Annotated in this window: 18 protein-coding genes; 1 reads left to right on the top strand and 17 read right to left on the bottom strand. The window is 45.5% G+C overall.

The annotated features are described in order from the left end of the window. Positions 1 to 21: 21 nt before the first annotated feature. Positions 22 to 609, bottom strand: coding sequence for an imidazoleglycerol-phosphate dehydratase HisB (gene hisB / locus DCO17_RS00595; RefSeq protein ID WP_173954894.1), 588 nt, complete (start codon positions 607 to 609; stop codon positions 22 to 24). Between the two features lie 116 nt (positions 610 to 725). On the opposite strand from hisB, the gene hisC reads away from it, so the two are divergent. Then, positions 726 to 1,793: a histidinol-phosphate transaminase gene (hisC, locus tag DCO17_RS00590; RefSeq protein ID WP_173954893.1), complete on the top strand. Its 1,068-nt coding sequence runs from the start codon at positions 726 to 728 to the stop codon at positions 1,791 to 1,793. A 5-nt stretch (positions 1,794 to 1,798) separates the two neighbouring features. On the opposite strand, the gene hisD is transcribed toward hisC, so the two are convergent. From hisD to DCO17_RS00510, 16 genes are all read right to left on the bottom strand, one after another. Next, positions 1,799 to 3,121, bottom strand: a complete 1,323-nt coding sequence (hisD, locus tag DCO17_RS00585) for a histidinol dehydrogenase (protein ID WP_173954892.1) — start codon at positions 3,119 to 3,121, stop codon at positions 1,799 to 1,801. Positions 3,122 to 3,127: 6 nt separating this feature from the next. Beyond that, positions 3,128 to 3,754: an ATP phosphoribosyltransferase gene (hisG, locus tag DCO17_RS00580; RefSeq protein ID WP_173954891.1), complete on the bottom strand. Its 627-nt coding sequence runs from the start codon at positions 3,752 to 3,754 to the stop codon at positions 3,128 to 3,130. 31 nt (positions 3,755 to 3,785) lie between these two features. After that, on the bottom strand, positions 3,786 to 5,060 hold the full coding sequence (murA, locus tag DCO17_RS00575; RefSeq protein WP_173954890.1) for a UDP-N-acetylglucosamine 1-carboxyvinyltransferase: 1,275 nt from the start codon (positions 5,058 to 5,060) through the stop codon (positions 3,786 to 3,788). A gap of 52 nt (positions 5,061 to 5,112) precedes the next feature. Continuing rightward, positions 5,113 to 5,361, bottom strand: a complete 249-nt coding sequence (locus tag DCO17_RS00570; RefSeq protein WP_173954889.1) for a BolA family protein — start codon at positions 5,359 to 5,361, stop codon at positions 5,113 to 5,115. A 57-nt stretch (positions 5,362 to 5,418) separates the two neighbouring features. Next, positions 5,419 to 6,228 (bottom strand): ABC transporter permease, encoded by an 810-nt coding sequence (locus DCO17_RS00565; RefSeq protein WP_173954888.1) that lies wholly within the window; start codon positions 6,226 to 6,228, stop codon positions 5,419 to 5,421. Next, complete coding sequence (locus tag DCO17_RS00560; RefSeq protein WP_173954887.1) at positions 6,225 to 6,977, bottom strand: ABC transporter ATP-binding protein; 753 nt, start codon at positions 6,975 to 6,977, stop codon at positions 6,225 to 6,227. Before DCO17_RS00560 ends, DCO17_RS00565 begins: the two co-directional genes overlap by 4 nt. A gap of 23 nt (positions 6,978 to 7,000) precedes the next feature. Further along, positions 7,001 to 7,258, bottom strand: a complete 258-nt coding sequence (locus DCO17_RS00555; RefSeq protein ID WP_173954886.1) for an STAS domain-containing protein — start codon at positions 7,256 to 7,258, stop codon at positions 7,001 to 7,003. A 15-nt stretch (positions 7,259 to 7,273) separates the two neighbouring features. Beyond that, complete coding sequence (locus tag DCO17_RS00550) at positions 7,274 to 7,915, bottom strand: MlaC/ttg2D family ABC transporter substrate-binding protein (protein ID WP_173954885.1); 642 nt, start codon at positions 7,913 to 7,915, stop codon at positions 7,274 to 7,276. A gap of 58 nt (positions 7,916 to 7,973) precedes the next feature. Next, the gene (locus DCO17_RS00545) at positions 7,974 to 8,702 is read right to left on the bottom strand and encodes an MlaA family lipoprotein (RefSeq protein WP_254598777.1); all 729 of its coding nucleotides are present in this window, start codon (positions 8,700 to 8,702) and stop codon (positions 7,974 to 7,976) included. A 29-nt stretch (positions 8,703 to 8,731) separates the two neighbouring features. Beyond that, positions 8,732 to 9,214, bottom strand: a complete 483-nt coding sequence (mlaD, locus tag DCO17_RS00540; RefSeq protein ID WP_173954883.1) for an outer membrane lipid asymmetry maintenance protein MlaD — start codon at positions 9,212 to 9,214, stop codon at positions 8,732 to 8,734. 21 nt (positions 9,215 to 9,235) lie between these two features. Beyond that, entirely contained in the window at positions 9,236 to 10,036 is an 801-nt protein-coding gene (mlaE, locus tag DCO17_RS00535) for a lipid asymmetry maintenance ABC transporter permease subunit MlaE (protein ID WP_173954882.1), read from the bottom strand. Beyond that, entirely contained in the window at positions 10,036 to 10,884 is an 849-nt protein-coding gene (locus DCO17_RS00530) for an ABC transporter ATP-binding protein (RefSeq protein ID WP_173954881.1), read from the bottom strand. Before DCO17_RS00530 ends, mlaE begins: the two co-directional genes overlap by 1 nt. 9 nt (positions 10,885 to 10,893) lie before the next feature. Continuing rightward, positions 10,894 to 12,357: a glutamate synthase subunit beta gene (locus tag DCO17_RS00525; protein ID WP_173954880.1), complete on the bottom strand. Its 1,464-nt coding sequence runs from the start codon at positions 12,355 to 12,357 to the stop codon at positions 10,894 to 10,896. A 46-nt stretch (positions 12,358 to 12,403) separates the two neighbouring features. Beyond that, on the bottom strand, positions 12,404 to 17,149 hold the full coding sequence (locus DCO17_RS00520) for a glutamate synthase-related protein (RefSeq protein WP_173954879.1): 4,746 nt from the start codon (positions 17,147 to 17,149) through the stop codon (positions 12,404 to 12,406). A 184-nt stretch (positions 17,150 to 17,333) separates the two neighbouring features. Continuing rightward, entirely contained in the window at positions 17,334 to 18,038 is a 705-nt protein-coding gene (locus tag DCO17_RS00515) for a transposase (protein WP_173954878.1), read from the bottom strand. Between the two features lie 12 nt (positions 18,039 to 18,050). Beyond that, positions 18,051 to 20,264, bottom strand: coding sequence for a penicillin-binding protein 1A (locus DCO17_RS00510; protein ID WP_254598823.1), 2,214 nt, complete (start codon positions 20,262 to 20,264; stop codon positions 18,051 to 18,053). Between the last annotated feature and the right edge of the window lie 234 nt (positions 20,265 to 20,498).

Genomic DNA, 20,498 nt, shown 5'->3' with positions numbered 1-20,498 from the left:
AAGAAGAAGCAAAAATCGAGATTAAAGGCTTCCCTTAGTTGAAGGAACCGCGCCAGAAGCACGGGGATCTATTGCCAAAGCCATGCGCAAGGCACGGCCAAAGGCTTTAAAGACCGTCTCAATTTGGTGGTGAGCATTGATGCCACGCAAATTATCGATATGCAAAGTCACTCCCGCGTGGTTTACAAAACCACGGAAGAACTCAATACTGAGATCGACATCAAAGTCACCTACGCGCGCACGCGTGAATGGCACATTAAATTCCAAGCCAGGACGACCAGAGAAGTCGATTACTACTCGAGAGAGGGTTTCATCCAAAGGAACATAGGAATGGCCATAACGGGTAATTCCCGCTTTATCGCCAACCGCCTTAGCAAAAGCCTGCCCCAATGTAATGCCTACATCCTCAACGGTGTGATGATCATCAATATGGGTATCGCCTTGGGCAACCACTTTGAGATCGATCATGCCATGACGTGCAATTTGATCGAGCATGTGGTCCAAGAAAGGTACGCCTGAGGCTAGCTCAGCTTTACCAGTACCATCCAAATTGATGGAAATTTGTATTTTGGTTTCCGAAGTATTTCGGGTAACGTCGGCTTGCCGCATGCTTCATTACGCCGCGAGGCGAAGTGTTGATTGAAGCCTCATAATATCATTCCTAGAAGATATTGAAATACTGCATCGCCTTCGTCCACACACTAAATATTGATCTGAGCACCCTCATGAGTCGTTTTTGGAGCCCTGTTGTGCAAACTTTAACCCCCTACGTCCCAGGGGAGCAACCGCAAATGCAGCGGCTGGTAAAGCTCAACACCAATGAGAGCCCATATGGACCATCTCCAAAGGCGCTTGCCGCAATTAGTCAACAAACCAATGATGAGTTACGCCTCTATCCAGATCCAGAGGGAGCAACCTTAAAACAAGCTATCGCCAAATTACATGGCCTAAATCCAAATCAGGTTTTTTTAGGCAATGGTTCAGATGAGGTGCTGGCTCACGTTTTTGCTGGGCTACTCAAACAGAACAAGCCCGTTCAATTTCCCGACATAACTTATAGCTTTTACCCGGTTTACTGCAAACTTTTTGGAATTGACTACAAAACCATTCCCCTGGGGAAAGATTTTGTAGTCAACCTCGATGACTACATGACTCCTAATGGCGGAGTCATTTTCCCCAATCCGAATGCTCCAACTGGTCGCTCTATTAGTCGCTCAGAAATTGAAACATTACTCACCAAAAATAAAGACTCTGTTTTAGTCATCGATGAAGCCTATGTTGATTACGGAACAGAGTCTTGCGTTCCACTATTGCAGGGTGTTAACTGTCCAGAAAATCTGCTCGTAGTGCATACGCTTTCAAAATCAAGAGCGCTGGCTGGACTACGCGTGGGATTTGCCGTGGGTCACCCCGCCCTCATTGAGGGTCTTGAGCGCATTAAGAATAGCTTTAACTCTTATCCGCTGGGGCGCCTAGCCCAAGCGGGCGCAATTGCCGCAATTGAAGATCAAGCACATCTTCAAGAGACTAGTGCCAAAGTTATACAAACTCGTACAAAATTAATTGAGCAATTAAATGGGTTGGGTTTTGACACGCTTCCATCAACGGCAAATTTTATTTTTACTCGCCACCCCAAATATGCCGGTCAAAAGCTATATCAGGCTTTGAGAGATCGCGGCATTATTGTGCGCCACTTCAAGTCACCCCGCATTGAAGAATTTCTTCGCATTACCATTGGCACAGATGAACAAAGCGGCGAACTAGTCGCCGCTTTAAAAGAAATTCTTGCTTAAGTAAATTATTTCTTAAGGCGCATTTCGGCTGCGCGTGCGTGTGCTTGCAAGCCTTCGCCACGTGCAAGTGTGCTTGCCACCTGACCTAAAGTTTGAGCACCAGCCTCACTCACCTCAATCATGCTTGAGCGCTTAATAAAGTCATACACGCCAAGTGGTGATGAGAAACGCGCAGTGCGTGCTGTTGGCAATACATGATTCGGACCCGCACAATAATCGCCGAGAGATTCACTAGTGTAGTTACCCATAAAAATGGCACCTGCGTGACGAATTTTCTCAGCCCATTTTCGCGGATCAAGAGCGCAGATTTCCAAGTGTTCGGCAGCAATAGCATTGGCGATATCGCACGCCTCAGCCATATCCTTTACCTGAATTAACAAAGCACGATTGGCTAGCGAAGTGGTAATCACTTTAGCTCGGTGCATTTCTGGAAGCAATCGATTAATACTGGCTTGCACTTGCTCAATAAAGGCCACATCAGGGCATAACAAAATGGATTGCGCTTGCTCATCATGCTCTGCCTGAGAGAACAGATCCATAGCCACCCAATCAGGATTGGTAGACCCATCACATAAAACCAAAATTTCTGAAGGTCCAGCAATCATATCGATACCAACTGTGCCAAATACTCTGCGCTTAGCGGCGGCAACATAAGCGTTGCCTGGACCAACAATCTTATCTACAGACGGAATGGTCTTCGTACCATAAGCCAATGCGCCGATGGCTTGAGCGCCACCAATCGTAAACACACGATCAACGCCAGCTAAATATGCGGCAGCCAATACCAAAGGGTTGCGTGCACCATCAGGGGTTGGAACTACCATAATCACTTCGGCCACCCCAGCCACCTTCGCTGGGATTGCATTCATTAAAACGGATGAAGGATATGCCGCTTTACCGCCAGGAACATAAATCCCAACGCGGTCTAATGGAGTCACTTTTTGACCAAGCTTGGTGCCATCAGCCTCTTCGTATTCCCACGAATGGCAACCCGCTTCAATTTTTTGGCGCTCATGATAGGCTCGCACTCGCTTCGCGGCAATATCTAAAGCATTTTTTTGTTCAGAAGATAACTCTTGATAAGACTTCTCTAGATCGCGATGAGGAATTTCAAGTTCGGTAACATTAGCAATATTGAGTCGATCAAATTGCTTTGTAAATTCTAGAATCGCGCTGTCGCCACGCTCTTTTACAGCCGACAAAATATTGACTACAGCAGCATCTATCGCTGCATCATCTGCCGTTGGCAAAGAAAGACTGGAAAGCAGAGTTTCTTTAAAACCTGCATCCCCACTATTGAGTTGCTTAACCTGAACTTGAGATGACATTGAAACTTATTTCAACAAATCAAAAATGGGTTGTAACTGAGCACGCTTGCGCTTATATGAGGCTTGATTCACTACCAAGCGAGCGCTGATATCTGCAATCGGCTCTACTTCAACTAAGCCGTTAGCCTTAAGCGTATTACCTGTAGAGACGAGATCCACAATTGCATCAGCTAAACCAACTAATGGGGCAAGCTCCATTGAGCCATATAGTTGAATGGTGTCGATGTGCACGCCCTTGTTAGCAAAGTGATCGCGCGCGCAGTTGACATACTTAGTTGCAACCTTGAGACGCGAGCCTTGTTTAACTGCTGCCGCATAGTCAAAACCATCACGCACTGCTACAGACATACGACACTTTGCGATGTTTAAGTCAAAAGGAACATATAAACCATCGGTGCCTTTTTCCATCAAAACATCTAAGCCAGCCACACCAAAATCAGCACCGCCAAATTGCACATAAGTCGGCACATCAGACGCACGCACAATAATTAAGCGCACATCTAGGTTAGATGTTTCAATAATGAGCTTACGAGACTTTTCCGGATCCTCTTTTGGCACGATGCCAACCTTAGATAGGATCTCTGCAGTTTCTTCGAAGATGCGCCCTTTTGAGAGGGCTAAAGTCAATTTCATGACTTAATTATCTCCTAGTTAGGCAATTTACTTACTTGACCCGCTGAATATTAGCGCCCAAAAGGGTTAACTTCTGCTCCATACGGTCATAGCCACGATCTAGGTGGTAAATCCGGTCAACCTGTGTCTCGCCCTGAGCAGCAAGACCTGCGATCACCAAGCTGGCGGATGCCCGTAAATCAGTTGCCATCACAATCGCGCCCGAGAGTTTTTCTACACCCTGGGCAATTGCGGTATTACCCTCAATTGCAATGTCTGCACCCAAGCGGTTGAGTTCTTGCACATGCATAAAACGATTCTCAAAAATCGTCTCGGTAATAGTTGAGTTGCCAACTGCTACGGCATTGACTGCCATTAACTGAGCCTGCATGTCCGTTGGGAACGCAGGATATTCAGAAGTACGAAAGCTAACCGCTTTAGGGCGCTCATTCATAGAAGCTTTGATCCAATCAGTCCCAACTTCCATTTTTAGACCGGCTTCCTTTAGCTTCACGATGACCGCATCTAGGGTATCCGGACGACATTCTTTAACGAGTACCTCACCACCAGCCGCTGCTACCGCACATAAAAATGTTCCTGCCTCAATCCGATCTGGAATTACTGAATGTTCGGCGCCGTGTAATTTTTCTACGCCCTCAATGACTAAGCGATCACTGCCGATCCCTGAAATTTTTGCGCCCATCTTGACAAGTAATTCTGCGAGATCGCCTACCTCTGGTTCGCGAGCCGCATTCTCAAGAATTGTTGTACCTGAAGCTAAGGTTGCGGCCATCAATAAATTCTCTGTGCCCGTAACCGTAATCATGTCAGTCAGAATAGATGCGCCCTTCAAACGATCTGTCGGAGGCTTTGTTTCTGCTTGGATATAACCGCTCTTAATCTTGATGCTGGCACCCATGGCTTTTAAGCCTTTGATGTGCTGATCTACAGGGCGAGCACCAATCGCGCATCCACCTGGCAAAGACACCTTTGCGCTATGCATTCTTGCGAGCAAAGGCCCTAAGACTAAGATTGAAGCGCGCATAGTTTTAACCATTTCATATGTCGCTTCCGAGCTCTTAATTATTGCCGCATTTAATACAACATGGCTACGATCTTTTACGTCAGGAAAGCTGACGCTCACACCAATTTCTTGGAGTAACTTCAGCATCGTGCGCACATCCTGAAGATCTGGGACATTGCGCAAAACAACCGGTTGATCCGTTAATAGACAAGCACACAAAATTGGTAAAGCGGCATTTTTTGCGCCGGCAATTTTGACTTCGCCCTTCAGCGGAGTCCCGCCTACCATCCGTAATTTATCCATTAAATAATTCCAGTAAAAACTTTAGTGAGTTTGCTTAGTTAAATTTGATTTGTTATACCGAGGGGGTCTGCGCAAACTCTTCTGGAGTAAATGCTTTAATTGACAGAGCATGCACTTCAGCTTTCATGCGATCGCCCATGGCGCCATAAACTAATTGATGGCGCTGTACTAAACGCTTACCTTCAAACTCTGGGCTCACAATCGTTGCAAAAAAATGTTGCCCATCGCCCTCAACCTGAATATGAGTGCACTGAATACCCTGTTTGATGTAACCCTCAATTTGTTCTGGGGTTGGCAACATACTTCTCTCCTAATAAAACAATACGATCAGCCAATAAACAAGCTGTTACAACTCACATTAATGGCGGAGCTTATAACCCTTTTGTAATAGGCGCAAGGCAATTGCTGACACCGCCACAAAGAAACAGAACACAATCACTAGACTGCTCCAGGGTGACACATCCGAGACACCGAAGAACCCAAAACGAAACCCATCAATCATGTAAAAGAAGGGGTTGAAATGAGAAACAACTTGCCACGCTGCTGGCAGAGAATGAATGGAATAGAAAACTCCAGATAGCATCGTTGCAGGCATGATGATGAAGTTTTGAAACGCAGCCAACTGATCAAATTTATCAGCCAAAATTCCTGCGATTAGACCAAGGCTACCCAAGATAGCTGCGCCCAAAAAAGCAAATACCAAAATCCAAATGGGCGACTCAAGGGTGGGCACGTTAAACCAAAGCGTAATCAACAAAACACCAAGACCAACGACAATGCCTCGAAAAACAGCTGCCAGAATGTAGGCCGCATAAAACTCAAAGTGACTGAGTGGGGCCAGCAAAACAAACACTAAATTTCCCGTTATCTTTGACTGGATGAGTGATGAAGAGGTATTCGCGAATGCATTCTGCAAAACACTCATCATGACTAAACCCGGTATCAAAAAGGCCGTGTAACTTAAGCGTCCATAAACTTCTTTACCCTCGAGCACATGACCAAAGATCATAAGATACAGAATGGCAGTTAACACTGGTGCAGCAACCGTCTGAAAGGCAACTTTATAAAAGCGCTTTACCTCTTTGCGCAATAGAGTGGGAAAGCCACTGCCATACTCCAAGGTTGGCTTATTCAAGGCTTGGTGAAGCTCTTTTTTTATTGAGCTCATTGAGCGCCCCCCGACATAATGTTTACAAAAACATCTTCGAGATCAGTTTTACCTTCGCCATCTTTTTTGGCTGAACCATAACGCGTTAATAAATTTGCAGTAGTGTCTAGGGCAACAATCTTGCCCTGCTTCAACATGGCAATGCGCTGACAAAGTGCTTCGGCTTCTTCTAAATAGTGTGTGGTCAAGACAATCGTGTGACCATCTTGATTCAGTCTACTTATAAATTGCCACAAAGACTGACGTAACTCTACGTCTACACCAGCAGTTGGCTCATCCAAAATGATGACTGGTGGTCTATGTACTAATGCTTGAGCTACCAATACTCGACGCTTCATGCCACCAGACAAAGCGCGCATATTGCTATCGGCCTTTCCTGTGAGATCGAGATTGGCCATGATTTCATCGATCCAAGCATCGTTATTGCGAATGCCGAAATACCCAGACTGAAAGCGCAAGGTTTCACGAACGGTAAAGAAGGGATCAAAAACCAATTCTTGTGGAACTACGCCCAACATACGACGCGCATCACGAAAAGATTTTTGAACATCAGCACCTAAGATCGACGCATGGCCTTTATCAGCCTTTACCAAACCTGCCAATATAGAAATTAATGTGGTCTTACCTGCGCCATTGGGGCCAAGAAGACCGAAGAACTCACCTGGCTCAATGGTCAAAGATACGTCATTGAGCGCCTGAAGAGCCCCGTAGTGCTTTGAAATCTGCTGGATCGAAATAGCTGAATGCATGCTGTTGCTTATTCTTGCTTTACTTAAAGACCCAGCAAAGTAGATACGCCATACACCTTGGCCAACACTTTTAGTTTTTCTGGAGCATGTTCAATAAACAAAGATTGCTTATTTTCTTGCAACTTCTTTCGCCAAGCTAAAAGAACAGCCAAAACAGTAGAGTCAAAATCCTTCAACCGAGAGCAATCAATATTGGCTAGACCCGCCAGATTGCGTAAACCCTCCACCTCCAACCGAGTAGCAGTCTCTTGCGTAACGGTAGCGGGCAATGAGAACGTCATCTTCAAACGATTAAATTAATTTGCTGGCTTAGCACTTGCCAGTTGCTTGTTACGATCTTGCAAAAACTTCACGAGACCCTCAATGCCATTCTGGCTGATCTGATTGGTAAACTGATTACGGTAGGCCTCAATTAACCATACGCCCATAATGTTCATGTCGTAGACCTTCCAGCCCTTATCGGTCTTTTCCAAGCGGTAATCAAGGGGTACGGGGTCACCGCGACCAAGAACAACGGTTTTAACAACCACTTCATTGTCATCGGGCGCAGCACGCAAGGCCTTAAATTGCACAGTCTGATCACGCAACTGACTTAGGGCACCTGAATATGTCCGAATTAATAGGTTTTTAAATTCCGTAGTCAGTTGAGCCTGTTGCTCTGCACTCGCCTTTTTCCAATTCGGCCCCATAGCCATTTCAGTTGTGCGTCGCATGTCAGTGTAGGGAACAATTTTCTTTTCCACTAAATCGACGATCTTGGGAATGCTGCCTTTTTGAATTTCTGGATCAGCCTTAACCGATGCCATTACATCGGTAACTACCATCTTAATAAGGGCATCAGGAGGCGTTGTAGCGTCGGGTGTTTGCGCAGAAGAAGCTCCTGAAAACAAAAACATGCCTAACGCAAAAAATAGTGAAACTACTTTGACATTTTTCATGGGGGCTATCTTTCAACTCTCTTAATTGGGTCTTATTTTAGACTCTTAAGCAGTCTGCTTACTCATAAGGATTTTCATAAACTGGCATTTGTGGCTCTTCATCATCACGACCTTCGTTGATCTGGTATTGACGCCTCTGAATATACGCATCCCGCATAAAGCTGTATTTATCAATTGCGGCACCATCCAATAAATCACCCGCTTCGTAATAGGTATTTCTAGCATTTACTACACGCAATCCGGTAATGCTGTTACGTAAAGCGACGTCTGGAAGCAATCTAAATAAATAATCGGATTCTAAGTCGGCAACGGTACCGAAAGTGTCGCGCACATTACTTGGCCCAAAGAAGGGAAGAACCACATATGGGCCAGCTGGAACACCCCATACGCCCAGCGTTTGGCCCCAGTCCTCTTTATGCTTCTCTAGGCCGCCAGGGGTAGCTAGATCCAATAAACCACCAAGCCCCATCGTGGTGTTCACCGCAACTCGCATAAAGTCATTAAAAGCATAGCCAGGTTTGCCTTGCAATAAATTAAACAGTGCTGTGTAAATATCGTTGTAGTTACTAAAGAAGTTATAAATGCCCTCGCGCACAAACTCAGGCAATACAAATCGATATCCAGAGACAACGGGTTTCAGCAAATAGGCATCCAAGCCTTCATTGAATTCAAAAACAGATCGATTGAAAGACTCCCAAGGATCTTGGGGTGAGGGCTCAACTCCAGCAGGAATAGAAGCGCAACCAACTAGCACAGTGGCCATGCAAAGCAAGAGAAAACGTTTCATCTTGTTAATCCGACCAGCCACTAAAAACATTATTTAGCTGCGCTTTTCTCTTGGCCGCTATCAGCTGCCTTGTTATACAAGAACTGACTAATCAAACTTTCCAAAACTATTGCAGACTGAGTTTGGGTGATTTTTTCACCATTAGCTAACATATCATCAGAGCCGCCAGCCTCAAGCCCAATGTACTGCTCACCCAATAAGCCTGATGTCAAAATCTTGGCAGAAGAGTCTTTTGGAAACTTATAAGCATCTTCAATCGTCATTACAACAGTTGCTTGATATGTCTTATCGTCAAATGAAATATTAGCGATACGCCCAACGACTACACCAGCACTCTTAACAGGTGCACGGGGTTTTAAACCTCCGATGTTGTCAAAGCGCGCAGAAATTTTATACGTTGGCGCAAATGAAACGGCATTCATATTGCCAACTTTCAATGCCAGAAATAATGCGGCCAACAAACCAATGGCAACAAAAATTCCAACCCAGATATCAATTGCACTTTTTTTCATAAGAGCCCCAGTTTATTCTTTCTAATTCGAAAACATCATCGCGGTTAACAGGAAGTCCAATGCTAAAACCGACAGAGATGAAATCACCACAGTACGTGTTGTTGCCTGCGAAACACCTTCTGGTGTTGGCTTGGCTTCATAGCCCTGATATAGAGCAATAAAAGTTACCGCCACACCAAATACCAAACTTTTAATCAGACCATTACCAATGTCAGAAAATAGATCGACGCCACCCTGCATCTGAGACCAGAATGCACCGGAATCCACGCCAATGAGAGGAACTCCAACAAAGTAACCCCCCAGCACACCTACAGCAGTAAAAATGGTGGCTAAAATCGGCATAGCAATAATCCCTGCCCAAAGCCTTGGGGCAATTACACGACCCAAAGGATCGACAGCCATCATCTCCATGGCGCTCAACTGCTCCCCCGCCTTCATCAAACCAATTTCGGCAGTTAATGATGTTCCAGCACGACCCGCAAACAATAAGGCGGTGATGACCGGACCCAGTTCTCGAGTGAGCGATAAGGCAACTAATAAGCCTAGCGCTTGTTCAGAGCCATAGCGATTTAAAGTGTAGTAACCCTGAAGTCCCAATACAAATCCAACAAACAAACCAGAGACTGCAATGATGACAAATGAGTGATTACCAACAAACAAAATTTGATCGATAACTAAACGAGGTCTCTTTAATAAAAATCCTGAGCGCAAAATCACTGCTACAAACATTCGAGCAGACAAACCAAGACTACTTAAATTGCGACGAATAAAAAATCCAAGATCACCAAATAAATTAAGAAGCGAAGTGATTAAGCTAGCCATCAAGATCTCACTCCAAAATCTTCTTCCAGACTTTGTCCTGGATAATGGAAAGGCACAGGTCCATCTGGAGCAGCATCTAAGAACTGTCTTACAAAAGGATCTGTTGATCGACTAAGTTCATCCGGAGTGCCTTGCGCACCTATCTTTCCATCGGCGATGAAGTACACGTAATCCGCAATCTCAAATGTCTCTTCAACATCGTGGGTAACCAATAAACTCGTGGCTCCCAGGGCGCTATTCAAATCTCGAATCAAGCGTGCTGTAATACCCAAAGAGATAGGATCTAGACCGGCAAAAGGCTCGTCATACATGATGAGCGGAGGATCTAATGCGATTGCTCTTGCAAGCGCAACCCGTCTTGCCATGCCCCCAGAAATTTGTGATGGCATTAAATCGCGTGCGCCACGCAAACCTACCGCATTGAGTTTCATCAACACGAGAGAACGTAAAAGTTCTTCGCTTAAATTGGTATGTTCACGCAATGGAAATGCAACGTTTTCAAAAACACTTAAGTCAGTAAATAAAGCGCCAAACTGAAATAGCATTCCCATACGACGACGTGCAGCCATTAATTCATCGCCACTCATCTTGCCAACGTCTTGGCCTTCAAACAACACTTGGCCTGATTGCGCAGAAAATTGGCCGCCAATTAAACGCAGGATGGTGGTTTTGCCGCAGCCTGAGCCGCCCATTACCGCAACGACTTGGCCGCGTCGGAACTCCATATTGAGACCCGACAAAATTTGTCGCTCACCAGGCGCATAGGAAAAGTTGACGTCTTTAATAGAGACGACAACTTCGCCTAGGGATTTATTAACATCCAATGCGCTTGGTTGATGACTATTCATATGCCCACATTATCGGGGCAAAACGGATGACCCCATTAAATACTGGTCTACTGCCTGGGCACATTGACGACCTTCACGAATAGCCCAAACCACTAAAGATTGACCACGGCGCATATCACCCGCAGCGAATACCTTAGGAACATTTGTTTGATAGGCATTTTGACCATCTACAGTCGCTTTTGCATTGCCGCGAGCATCTTTCTCTACGCCAAATGCATTTAATACCTGCTGCACTGGAGAAACAAAGCCCATTGCTAAAAGCACCAAATCCGCTTTGATCTCAAATTCAGAATTTGGAACTTCTGACATTTTTCCGTCTTTCCATTCCAAGCGTACGCCAATGAGTTTTTCAACCTTACCGTTTTTACCTTCAAAACGCTTTGTTCCTACAGACCAATCGCGATCACATCCTTCTTCATGGGAGGAAGATGTGCGCAACTTAGTAGGCCAGTATGGCCAAACCAATGGTTTGTTTTCTACTTCTGGTGGTTGAGGTAACAACTCAAACTGGGTAATTTTTGTTGCGCCATGGCGATTAGAAGTGCCAACGCAATCGGAGCCCGTATCGCCACCGCCAATCACAACCACATGCTTATCGGTTGCGCGGATTTCATTTTTAAAATCGCCAGCGTTTTCTTTGTTTTGCGGAATCAAAAACTCTAGCGCATAGTGCACGCCAGCAAGTTCACGACCAGGAACAGGAAGATCGCGTGGCTGCTCTGCACCGCCAGTAATCACCACTGCATCAAAGTCTTTCATGAGCTGCTCAGGTGAAACTATTTTGGTAGAGTAATTTTTTACTTCCGCACCAATCGCTTCTTTACCAACGAAAACACCTGTTTCAAATTTCACGCCTTCAGCTTGCATTTGTTCAACGCGGCGGTCGATGAGCCACTTCTCCATCTTGAAGTCAGGAATGCCATAACGCAGTAAACCGCCGATGCGATCATTCTTCTCAAAAACAGTCACATCGTGACCAACACGCGCCAATTGCTGAGCAGCCGCCATACCTGCAGGGCCGCCGCCAACAATCGCTACCTTTTTACCAGTCCTCGTTTTTGATGGCTGAGGCTTAACCCAACCGCTTTCCCAGCCCTTATCAATAATCGCGTGCTCGATTGATTTAATACCAACGGGGGCACGGTTGATTCCTAGGGTACAAGCTGCTTCACAAGGCGCTGGACAAATACGACCAGTAAATTCTGGGAAGTTGTTGGTTGACTGCAAAACATCTAATGCATTCTTCCAGTCACTATGAAAAACTAAATCATTGAAATCTGGAATGATGTTGTTGACTGGACAACCGTTATTGCAAAACGGAATACCGCAGTCCATACAACGCGCACCCTGAACTTTTGCTTCTTCGTCAGTCAATGCCGCAACAAACTCTTTGTAATGGTGGAGACGTTTAGCGGGCGCTTCGTATGTTTCATCTACGCGCTCAAACTCCATGAATCCAGTGACCTTACCCATATCTAATCCTTAGTATCTTTTCTTAATATCTATTTGGCTATATTGATTACGCTGCAACCGTTTTCTTCTGTGACTTTTCCCAAAGCTCACCGAGTGCACGTTTGTACTCAGTTGGGAGAACCTTCACAAAGCGAGTGCGAGCATTTTCCCAATCGGCCAATAGCGCTTTGGCACGCTCTGAGCCTGTGTAGCGGAAATGGCGCTCGATCAAGCCTTTCAAGATTTGCTCATCAGTTAAACGCTCGCCGCCATCTTTAACATCAACGGGGGCATGCCACTCTGATTTAGGCATCTTGGAAATTTGCTCAGCAGATGGCAACACTTTTTCCAAAGTCGCCATGCTGGTATTGCAACGTTGACCAAATAAACCATCTTCGTCATAGACGTAAGCAACACCGCCACTCATGCCTGCTGCAAAGTTACGGCCAGTAGTGCCAAGCACCACGACTGTTCCACCAGTCATGTATTCACAGCCGTGATCACCCGTGCCTTCAACAACTGTAGTTGCGCCTGAGTTACGAACTGCGAAACGCTCACCGGCAACACCGTTAAAGAAGGCTTCACCAGCAATCGCTCCGTAAAGAACGGTATTGCCAACAATGATGTTCTTGGAAGTGTCGCCACGGAACTCATGCGGAGCACGAACGATGACACGACCACCTGACAAACCTTTGCCAACGTAGTCATTGCCATCACCCACTAAATCTAAAGTGATACCGCGAGCTAAGAACGCTGCAAAGCTTTGACCAGCTGTGCCATTTAACTGAATATGAATGGTGTCATCTGGCAAACCTGCATGACCATAACGCTGAGCCACTTCACCAGAAAGCATTGCGCCGACAGTACGGTTCACGTTCTTCACTGGCACGATGAAAGAAACTTTTTCACCACGCTCGATAGCAGGCTCACTCTTCTCAATCAAGATATTGTCTAGCGCATTTGCTAAACCATGGTCTTGGGTGAGCACTTGGTAACGAGGAACATCAGCGGCAACTTGAGGTTCAGCAAAAATCTTAGTGAAATCCAAGCCATGCACTTTCCAGTTCTCGATACCTTTGCGGGTATCCAACAAGTCAACACGACCAATTAAATCATCAAACTTTCTGATTCCAAGTTGAGCCATGATTTCACGGGCTTCTTCTGCGATAAAGAAGAAGAAATTCACCACATGCTCTGGCTTGCCAGAGAACTTTTTACGCAATTCTGGATCTTGAGTAGCTACGCCAACTGGGCAGGTATTGAGGTGACACTTACGCATCATGATGCAACCCTCAACCACTAATGGTGCTGTTGCAAAACCAAACTCATCCGCACCCAATAAGGCGCCAATGACCACATCTCGACCTGTCTTCATTTGGCCGTCAGCCTGAACACGAATGCGGCTACGCAAACCATTTAGAACCAAAGTTTGCTGTGTTTCAGCCAAACCGAGCTCCCATGGAGATCCGGCATGCTTAATAGATGAGAGTGGAGATGCGCCTGTACCACCATCGTGACCAGCAATCACAACATGGTCTGCTTTTGCTTTTGCAACACCAGCCGCAACAGTACCAACACCCACCTCAGAAACCAACTTCACAGAAACATCAGATTTTGGATTGACGTTCTTGAGGTCATGAATCAACTGAGCGATATCTTCAATCGAATAAATATCGTGGTGCGGAGGAGGAGAAATCAAACCAACGCCTGGCACTGAGAAACGTAACTTACCAATGTAGTCAGAAACCTTGCCGCCTGGTAATTGGCCGCCTTCACCCGGCTTAGCGCCCTGCGCCATCTTGATCTGAATTTGATCGGCAGAACGCAAGTACTCAGTGGTCACACCGAAGCGACCAGAAGCAACTTGCTTAATCTTCGAACGCAATGAGTCCCCATCTTGCAATGGGATATTTGCCTCAACTACATCCTCACCCAAAATACTAGCAAGGGACTCACCCTTCTTAATTGGAATACCTTTGAGTTCATTTACGTAACGATTTGGATCTTCACCACCCTCACCAGTATTGGACTTACCGCCAATACGGTTCATGGCGATTGCCAAAGTAGCATGAGCTTCGGTAGAGATCGAGCCTAAAGACATCGCACCCGTTGCAAAACGTTTAACGATTTCCTTTGCTGGCTCAACTTCATCCAAAGGAATAGCCTTACTTGGATCAATCTTGAACTCAAACAAGCCACGCAAAGTCATCTGACGCTTCGTTTGGTCATTGATGATATTGGCGTACTCTTTATAAGTCTGGTAGCCCTTCTCTGCACCAATACGAGTGGAGTGCTGTAACTTCGCAATCGTATCTGGTGTCCACATATGGTTCTCACCACGAATACGGAAAGCGTACTCACCACCTGCATCAAGCATATTGGTCAAGACAGGGTCATTACCAAAGGCCGCGCTATGCATACGCAGCGCTTCTTCGGCCACTTCAAACACACCAATACCGCCAACGTTAGATGGAGTGCCTTTGAAATACTGATCAATGATGTCGCGATTTAAACCAATCGCCTCAAAAATCTGTGAGCCTGTGTAAGACATGTAAGTAGAGATACCCATTTTGGACATTACTTTTTGCAAGCCTTTACCAACTGCCTTCACAAAATTCTTAACTGCTTTCTCACCAGACAAATCGCCTGATAGGCCTTTAGCCATATCAACCAATGTTTCCATTGCGAGGTATGGATGAACTGCTTCAGCACCATAACCAGCCAAGAGTGCGAAGTGGTGTGTTTCGCGAGCGCTACCCGTTTCAACTACGAGGCCTACGCTAGTACGCAAACCTTTTTGCACTAGATGCTGATGAATTGCTGAAGTTGCTAACAGTGCAGGAATAGCAACATGCTTCTCATCAACTTGACGATCACTAACGATCAAAATGTTGTAGCCAGAACGCACAGCATCAGCAGCCTCTGCGCACAAAGAAGCTAAACGCGCTTCAATGCCGGCCTTACCCCATGATGCTGGGTAGCAAATATCAAGCTCGTATGAGCGGAACTTGCCATTCGTGTAATGACCAATATTACGAATCTTCGTGATGTCATCAAAATCCAAAATAGGCTGACTAACTTCTAGTCGCATTGGTGGATTGATATTGTTTGTATCTAATAAGTTTGGCTTTGGTCCAATAAAGGAAACCAAAGACATCACCATGTTTTCGCGAATTGGATCAATCGGAGGATTGGTTACCTGCGCAAACAACTGCTTAAAGTAGTTGTACAAAGGCTTGTTCTTGTTTGAGAGAACTGCCAATGGACTGTCATTACCCATTGAACCGATAGCCTCTTCACCATTCATGGCCATTGGGGCCATAAGGTACTTGATGTCTTCTTGTGTGTAACCAAAAGCCTGTTGACGATCGAGCAATTTAGCCGCTGGACGAATAGTAGTTTTCTCATCCACTAAATCAGCTTTGCTAGCGTCAACTTCATCGAGCTTCACTCGAACAGCGTCAATCCAGCTCTTATAAGGCTTTGCTTTTGATACTGCATTCTTGAGCTCAACGTCATCAATGATACGGCCTTGTTCCATGTCGATCATGAACATCTTGCCTGGTTGCAAGCGCCACTTTTGAACAATCTTGTTTTCTGGGATTGGCAATACGCCAGCTTCAGAAGCCATGATCACTAAATCATCGTCAGTTACGTAGTAACGCGCAGGACGCAAACCATTGCGGTCCAAAGTCGCACCGATCTGACGACCATCGGTAAACGCCATTGCTGCTGGGCCATCCCATGGCTCCATCATCGATGCGTGGTACTCATAGAATGCACGACGATTGTCATCCATTAATGTGTGTTGTTCCCATGCTTCTGGAATCATCATCATCATGGCTTGAGCCAATGGATAACCAGACATCACCAATAATTCTAAGCAGTTATCAAAACACGCAGTATCTGATTGACCTGGATAAATCAGCGGCCACAATTTTTGCAAATCATCGCCAAGCACTGGGGAGCTGATCGCGCCCTCACGTGCATTCACCCAATTAACGTTGCCTTTAACAGTGTTGATTTCACCGTTATGCGCAATCATGCGGTAAGGGTGAGCCAATTCCCATGCAGGGAAAGTATTGGTTGAGAAGCGTTGATGCACTAATGCCAATGCAGATACCGTGCGTGGATCTTGCAAATCTTGGTAGTAAGCGCCAACCTGGTTAGCTAACAGCAAACCCTTATAAACAATGGTTCGCGCGGACATAGACGCCACGAAATATTCTTTGCCATGCTTTAAGTGCAAGTCTTGAATTGCATGACTTGCTGTTTTGCGAATCACATACAACTTACGCTCAAGCGCATCGGTTGTCATGATGTCGCGGCCACGTCCAATAAAAATTTGACGAATGAATGGTTCAGTCATTTGTACTGTTGGAGACATCGGCAACTTCACATCAACCGGCACGTCTCTCCAACCTAAAACAACTTGCCCCTCCAATCTAACGGTGCGCTCTAACTCTTGCTCACATGCCAAACGTGAAGCGTGCTCTTTTGGCAAGAAGATCATGCCAACACCGTACTCACCTAGTGGTGGCAATGTGACATCTTGCTTTGCCATCTCTTCGCGATACAAAGTATCTGGAATTTGAATCAAGATACCAGCGCCGTCACCCATCAATGGATCGGCACCAACTGCTCCCCGGTGATCCAAGTTTTCAAGAATCTTTAAACCCTGAGAAACGATCTCATGAGATTTCTTACCCTTGATGTGAGCGACGAACCCTACGCCACAAGCATCGTGTTCATTTTGTGGGTCATACATCCCTTGAGCAATTGGACGAATCTGGGTATTTAATTGAGTAGTCATAGTATTTCTGAGAGGCGCATCAGGCCTGATTACGTTTGGAGGATCAAATATAGGTGAATACCCATACTGATGCAATAGAAATAAAATGACTCTGTCCCAATTATTTTGATATTTATGGGATCAAATTCTTTAAATTAGGGACAGAGTCAAAATTAAGACCCCATACCAAAACCCAATTTAATCTCTATATATCTGAATTTAAAGGGATTATTTTCTTTGGGCGCCCTCTATGGCGCATTTGAATCAAGTCGGGCGAGTCTTTGAATAATTTCTTGGAAAATGTATCGCTTATCCAAGGCTTAGATCGAATCAAGGATTCTGTGATTTGGCGATCCTCCCAATGAGGGGCGCCTTCTTTCACGAAATTGGCCCAATTCATCTGGCGCTCAAAGGGGGTATTTCCCAATCTCCAGAATAGCGGATGGTCCATTAGCCAAGGCTCTGCATTTCCACCAATATGAGTGGCAAAGCTGGTCCACCGCGAATCCTGTGGACTGGATTCATAACCAGTCCTTACTGGATTTAATTCGATGTAACGCTGACAACGTAAAAAATAATCGGGGTCGATCAAAGAGGATCGATATCTTCCCTCCCAAATGGTTCCAGATCGATGATGCTGTTGATTAAAGTATTGCGCGTAACGTCGACCCAAAGACTGCATTGTTTTTGCAAGAGAATCTTCGTTTTGTGGGGTCATTAATAAATGCACATGATTGGGCATCAAAGCAAATGCATGTACTGCGCAAGAAAATTGTCTTGCAGCGTCACGTAACCACTCTAAATAAATTTGACGATCTTCATCTTTGTAAAAAAGAGTTTCGCGATTGTTGCCACGAACCATCACGTGCATTGCTTGGCCTGGAATAACTGTACGCGCTTGCCGAGCCATCGTGATAACAAACTACTGAAGTTCGCGTGGACCACCACTTGTTGCAAAGTCTGGGATATACCAATCGCCGTCGAGCTGCGTCACCCCGCTAGGCACCTCACGAGAAATTTGCGGAATATCTTTTAATGCTATTCCCATATAAGAAATCCACATTGGCAATGCTAGACCTCCGCCTGTTTCGCGATCACCCAAACTAGCAGGCTTATCAAATCCAATCCAAGCAATAGCAACCACTTTTGGGTTGTACCCAGCAAACCAAGCATCATGAGATTCATTGGTTGTACCCGTTTTGCCTGCAATATCTGAGCGCCCTAATTTGCCACGCGCGCTTGCCGCAGTACCCGTCTTGGTTACTTCTTGCAACATGCTGTCCATTACAAAGGCCGTACGTGCATCTAATACACGCGGCGCACCATCATCAACACTAGCAGGCTTTGCTTCGAATAACACAGTGCCTTTTGAATCTACCATCCTTTCAATTAAGAAAGGATCAACACGATAGCCGCCGTTTGCAAAAACACTATAAGCGGACGCCATTTGAAGTGGTGTTACCGAGCCAGCACCCAAGGCCATTGTTAAATACGGCGGATGTTTTTCAGGTTCGAAACCAAAACGCTGAATATATTCTTGAGCGTATGAAGGGCCAATAGCACGAATAATGCGAACAGAAACTAAATTCTTGGATTTGGCCAGTGCATTACGCAAACGCATCATGCCGTCATATTTACCATCATAGTTTTTTGGTTCCCAAGCCTGACTTCCAGTCTCAAGACTACCAATTGATAATGGCGCGTCGTTCACCATAGTGCTCGGTGTAAAGCCTTTTTCAATCGCAGCCGCATAGATGAATGGCTTGAATGAAGAGCCGGGCTGACGCAGTGCTTGAGTTACGTGATTGAATTGATTGCGGCGGAAATCAAAGCCACCAACCAAAGAAAGAATCGCTCCCGTCTCTGGATTCATGGAAACAAACGCAGCTTCGACTTGGGGTAATTGCGCTAGTTTCCAAACGCCGCCATCAGATAACAATCTCACCACGGCACCAGGACGCAAACGTTTTTTTGGTTGAGTGCTGTCGGTTATTGATGCTGCCGCCAACTTCATGCCTTCGCCTTTAATGGTTATGGTGTCGCCAGTGGCAATCATCACCTGCATCTCTTTAGGCTTAACGTCTAAAACTACACCGGACTGAAGGTCATCTAACTGCGGGTAGGCTAACAATGCCTCATCGATAGCACGCTGTCGCCTAACTGGATCCTCTGGCAAATCAATAAAACCTTCTGGACCTCTGTATGCATGACGCAAGTCGTACTCAAAAATCCCACGGCGTACCGCTTTATAGGCAGCATCTTGGTCCGCTTTTCGAATGGTTGTGTAAACATCGATTCCCTGTGAATAGATGGCTTCACCATATTGACTAAATAGTAATTGACGCACCATTTCCGCCGGGAAATCTGCGCGAACAGCAAACTCATTCCCAAGACCGCGAATGTGTAATTCTTCCGCCATTGCTTTTTGATACTCTTCGCTGCTGATGTACCCAAGATCGCGCATACGTTGCAAAATATATTCTTGGCGTACTTTAGCGCGTTTGAAATTCGTTACTGGGTTGTATGCCGATGGCGCCTTAGGCAAGCCTGCCAACATCGCAGATTCAGCGATCGTAATGTCTTTTAACTCTTTACCAAAATAAATTTGCGCAGCACTTGAAAATCCAAACGCTCTTTGACCCAAGAAAATTTGATTCATATAAATTTCTAGAATCTTGTCTTTGGTTAATTGAGATTCAATTTCCCAAGCCAAAAGCACTTCATAGATTTTTCTACTGAAGGTTTTTTCATTGCTCAAGAAAAAATTGCGGGCAACTTGCATAGTGATGGTAGAAGCGCCTTGAGATAGGTGGCCGCGTAAGTTAGTCGCTGCCGCTCTCAAAATACCCACATAGTCCACACCACCATGAGAGTAAAAACGATCGTCCTCAATAGCCAGTACTGCATTACGCATGCTAAGCGGGATCTCACCCAGTGGAATAACCTTGCGTCGCTCCTCTCCAAATTCACCAATCAATACCTTATCGGCGGTGTAAACACGAAGCGGTGTTTTAGGCTTGTAATCCGTTAATGCAGAAATTTTCGGTAAATTGGGTTTTGCCACTAAAAAGGCATAACCCAAAAGAAGTGTTACTACAAAAGCCACGGCTACACCAATAATGAGCAAGGCCTTCATTAGCGGACTGCCCGACGATTGCCGTTGCGAGCCCGGATTTACACCAGGCTGACGGGGGCGTCGATTTGGCTGTTGAATCGGACGTTTGTTAAGCGTCGGTTTGTCTTTTGGGGGAAGCGCCATAAGTTCAAATTATAGGGGGCTTGGGTTATTTCAATAAAACATCCAAAACCTAAGTTTTCCTACAAATCATTCTGTCAATTCCGATGTTTTTACTGCCATGCAATTTTCACA

Origin of the sequence: Polynucleobacter tropicus (assembly GCF_013307225.1) — a bacterium.
In the GTDB taxonomy this organism is placed as follows: domain Bacteria; phylum Pseudomonadota; class Gammaproteobacteria; order Burkholderiales; family Burkholderiaceae; genus Polynucleobacter; species Polynucleobacter tropicus.
This window is presented reverse-complemented; position numbering and strand designations above follow the sequence as displayed.